The organism is Curtobacterium sp. A7_M15 (assembly GCF_030705415.1).
Taxonomy (GTDB): domain Bacteria; phylum Actinomycetota; class Actinomycetes; order Actinomycetales; family Microbacteriaceae; genus Curtobacterium.
Genome location: NZ_JAUZED010000177.1, coordinates 1 through 4198 on the forward strand (window position 1 = coordinate 1; position 4198 = coordinate 4198).

The following is a 4198-nucleotide window of genomic DNA, read 5'->3' on the forward strand; positions in this document are numbered from 1 at the left end:
CGTCGAGCACGCGAGCGTGCTCGACAAGGCCGTCGACATCGACCGCTCCGTCGTCAATGCCCTCGCGAAGCCGAAGGCGCTACGCCGACTGCTGCACGGCGTGCCGTTCGGGCACCCACTGCACCCGCTCATGGTGCAGGTGCCGTTGGGTGCCTGGATCTCGGCGGCGGTCCTCGACCTGATCGGTGGGAAGGGGAACGCACGAGCGGCGAAGACCCTCGTCGGCGTGGGGCTGGTGTCGGCGGGGAGCGCCTCGGTGGCCGGCTACGTCGACTGGTCGGAACTCGATCGTGAGCAGCTCCGGACCGGTTGGGTGCACCAAGCCGTCAACTGGGTGGGGATCTCGCTGTACGGGCTGTCGTGGATGCAGCGCAAGCGTGGGAACCACGGGGCGGGCAAGCTCCTCGGCCTCGCCGGGCTCACGGTGGTCGGCGTCGGCGGGTACCTCGGTGGGCACCTGGCCTACCGCCAGCGGGCGGGCGTGAGTCGCCACGGTGAGGTGCCGTTCGACGCCTGACAACGGGTGCTGATCATGCCTGGTCATGACCAGTCCGTCAAGCGCTGTCGATCATCCGTTCCACATCCGTGATCCCCCGGAAACATGCGGATCGCGATTGTCCACAGCCTGCCGATTCGTGGTTGACATCCCCGCGTGATGGGTCTTTACTCGCCATTACGCAACGTCCTTTCATAAAGGTCGGACCAAGGGAGTCAACGTGACACGCACGCGTTTCGCCGCACTCGGTGCGCTCGCCCTCGCAGGCGCGCTCGCCCTCACCGGGTGCTCCGCCGGAAGCAACGGAGCTTCCGACGGCGGCACGAAGTCCATCGGCACACCCGATGGCAAGGGCAAGACCATCACCGTCTGGATCATGAACGGCGACCTCAGCCCGAAGATCCTCGACGTCGCCGAGAAGCAGTTCACCAAGGCCACCGGCGCCAAGGTGAAGCTGCAGCTCCAGCAGTGGGACGGCATCACGACGAAGCTCACCACGGCACTCGCGCAGAAGGACGCGCCGGACGTGGTCGACCTCGGCAACACGCAGGTGCCGGTGTACGCCGCGACGGGCGGCCTGATGGACCTCTCGCCCTACAAGGACGAGCTGGCCGACGGGCAGACGTGGCTCTCCGGGCTCGAGGGCCCGGCGACCGTGGACGGCAAGCTCTACGGTGCGCCGCTCTTCGCCGGCAACCGTGCGGTGATCTACAACAAGAAGATGTGGGCCGACGCCGGGGTGACCGACGTCCCGAAGTCGTACGACGAGCTCACGGCCGACCTCGACAAGGTCAAGGCGAAGAACCCGCAGGCGGACTTCTCAGCGTTCTACATGCCGGGGCAGTACTGGTACGGCGGCCTGCAGTGGGTGTGGGACGCCGGTGGGCAGATCGCCACCGAGAAGGACGGCAAGTGGAAGGGCGCGATCGACTCCGCCGACGCCGTGAAGGGCCTCACCGCCTGGAAGGACTTCCAGAACGCCTACTCGGCGAAGTCCACGCAGGACATCAACACCGACAAGCCGGCCGAGTCGGACATCTTCGCGCAGGGGAACACCTCGGCGATCCTCGGGTCCGCGTGGGAGATCGGTTCGATCACCACGGCCAAGCCGGAACTCAAGGACCAGATCGGCACCTTCGCCATGCCGTCGAGCACGGCGGGCAAGACGCAGCCGGTGTTCCTCGGCGGCTCCGACCTCGGCATCCCGTCGAAGTCCGCCAACCAGGACCTCGCGCTGTACTACATGAAGATCCTCACCTCGAAGAAGTTCCAGCAGGACCAGGTGTTCGGGGTCGACGGCTGGGAGCCGAACTCCACCGAACTGCTCGACGCGGTCGCCGATGACGTGGACGAACTCCACAAGCCGTACTTCGAGGCCGCTTCGACGAGCCGTCCGACCCCGGCGACACCGGGCTGGGCGACGATCGAGGGTGACTCCTCGTTCCAGACGATGTTCGCCGACATCGCCACCGGTCGGAAGTCGCCGGAGCAGGCAGCCGAGGGCTTCTCGAAGCACCTCACGACCGCGCTCAACGCGCAGCAGTAGTCGATGACCTCCACTGCGGAGCGGGTCCCCGGTTCGGCGCAGGCCGCGCCGGGGCCCCGGCGTGGGCCGACGGGGCGCCGCGGGCCCGGCGGACCGGGTGGTCGAGCAGGACGTCGGTCACTCACCTCGTCGCGAGCACCCCTGGTCCTGCTCGCCCCGGCTGCGCTGCTGCTCCTCGCGCTCGTCGTCTACCCACTCGTCCGCCTGGTTGTCATCTCCTTCCAGGACTACGGGCTCCGGGCGATCTTCACTGGTCAGGCCGGGTTCGCAGGGCTCACGAACTACACGAACGTCCTGACCGACGCGAGCTTCTGGCCGGTCATCCTGCGCACCGTCCTCGTCACGGGCGCCATGGTCGTCGGGACCATCGGGATCGGCATGGCGGTGTCCCAGCTCCTCACCCGCCTCGGCGTGGTCATGCGCACCGTCGTGAGCGTCGTGCTGGTGCTGGCGTGGGCGATGCCGAACGTGGCGTCGAGCCTGGTGTGGCAGTGGCTCTTCCAGCCCTTCTACGGCGTGCTGAACTGGCTCATCACGCAGCTCGGGGTCTTCGGTGACCACACGCAGGACAACTGGGCGTCGAGTCCCGGGCAGGCCCTGACCATCGTGCTGTCGCTCGTGATCTGGCAGGCGGTGCCGTTCGTCGCGTTGACGCTCTACGCCGCCCAGTCCCAGATCGCGCCGGAGTACTACGAGGCCGGTGCGCTGGACGGCGCGTCCGCGTGGGCGATGTACCGGGCGATCACCCTCCCGGCGCTCGTGCCGACGCTGCTGCTCGTCACGATCCTGTCGGTGATCTGGGACTTCAACGTCTTCAACCAGATCTGGCTGCTCACCAAGGGTGGGCCCGAGGACACCACGCTCACGCTCGGCATCTGGACCTTCGTGAAGTCCTTCGTGTCGAACGCGTACGGGCAGGGTGCGGCGATCGCGGTCATCTCGACGGTGATCCTCGGGGCGCTCACCAGCTACTACATCCGCCGGCTCGTCCGGAGCGGGGAGGAAGACCTGTGACGACGACGACCACTCCGGGAGTCACTGGAACGACTGCTTCCGAGGTGCAACCCGACGTGACGGGGGCGGGTCGCGCCTCCGGGCCCGGTCCGATCGCGCCCGTGCGCGCGCGCAGGCGAAAGCCGCGAGTCCTGGCGAACACGATCGCCGTGGTGTTCTGCCTCGTGTGGGTGTTCCCGATCTACTGGATGGTGAACACCGCGTTCAAGCCAGCGGACGAGGTGACGACCCTCACGCCGATCTGGTTGCCGCTGCGGCCGACGCTCGAGAACTTCACGCGGGCGCTGACACAGGACGGGTTCCTCGTCTACCTGCGGAACTCCGCGATCGTCGTCGTGGCAGCGGTCCTGCTGTCGATCGTCGTCGGGTTCCTGGCGTCCGCGGCGTTGTCGCGCTTCCGGTTCCGTGGGCGGCGGGCGATCCTCGTGGCGATCCTGTTCGTGCAGATGATCCCGTCGGGTGCGCTGCTCATCCCGCTGTTCCTGTCGTTCCAGTCACTCGGGCTGCTGAACAGCTACATCGGGCTGATCCTCGCGTACGTCGCGAGCGTGCTGCCGTTCTCGATCTGGGTCATGCGCGGGTTCTTCGTCGCGGTGCCGGTCGAGATCGAGGAAGCCGCGAAGGTCGACGGGGCCGGGACGTTCCGGATCCTGTGGAGTGTGCTGTTCCCGCTGGTGATGCCGGGGGTCATCGCCACGAGTGTGTTCGCGTTCATCGCTGCGTGGAACGACTACCTGACCGCGTACGTGATGCTCAAGGACCAGGGGATGTACACGCTGCCGGTGTGGCTCGCGGGGTTCTCGACGAACAAGGGGACGGACTTCGGCGGGCTCATGGCGGCGAGTGTGCTGTTCTCGATCCCGGTGGTGGTGTTCTTCCTCATCGTGCAGCGCCGGCTCGTGAGCGGGATGACCGCGGGGGCCGTCAAGGGCTGACGCGCTCCGACGTCCGAGACGACCGCGCCCTGATCCGCTCCGGCGGGTCGGGGCGTCGTCGTGTGCGGGGACGGGGACGGGGACGAGGAAGGGGGAGAGGCCGGTCGAGGTCGCACGACATGCCGCCTGCGCGTCGGCGAGGTCGCACGATCTGCCGCTCGGCGGCGTCGGCGACGGCAGTTTGTGCGACCTCGGGGGGCGCGGGCG

Annotated in this window: 4 protein-coding genes; all 4 read left to right on the forward strand. The window is 67.7% G+C overall.

The features are described 5' to 3' along the window. Positions 1-517 (forward strand): DUF2231 domain-containing protein (locus Q7F20_RS17920; protein WP_305741416.1); only part of this gene is annotated, 517 nt, incomplete at its 5' end. A gap of 199 nt (positions 518-716) precedes the next feature. Then, the gene (locus Q7F20_RS17925) at positions 717-2042 is read left to right on the forward strand and encodes a sugar ABC transporter substrate-binding protein (protein WP_305741417.1); all 1326 of its coding nucleotides are present in this window, start codon (positions 717-719) and stop codon (positions 2040-2042) included. A 3-nt stretch (positions 2043-2045) separates the two neighbouring features. Then, positions 2046-3056, forward strand: a complete 1011-nt coding sequence (locus Q7F20_RS17930) for a carbohydrate ABC transporter permease (RefSeq protein WP_305741418.1) — start codon at positions 2046-2048, stop codon at positions 3054-3056. A gap of 101 nt (positions 3057-3157) precedes the next feature. Continuing rightward, on the forward strand, positions 3158-3991 hold the full coding sequence (locus Q7F20_RS17935) for a carbohydrate ABC transporter permease (protein ID WP_305741419.1): 834 nt from the start codon (positions 3158-3160) through the stop codon (positions 3989-3991). Positions 3992-4198: the final 207 nt, after the last annotated feature.

Coding starts and splice junctions, on each gene's coding strand:
- Q7F20_RS17930 (WP_305741418.1), top strand. CDS start 2,046: ATGACCTCCACTGCGGAGCGGGTCCCCGGTTCGGCGCAGGCCGCGCCG.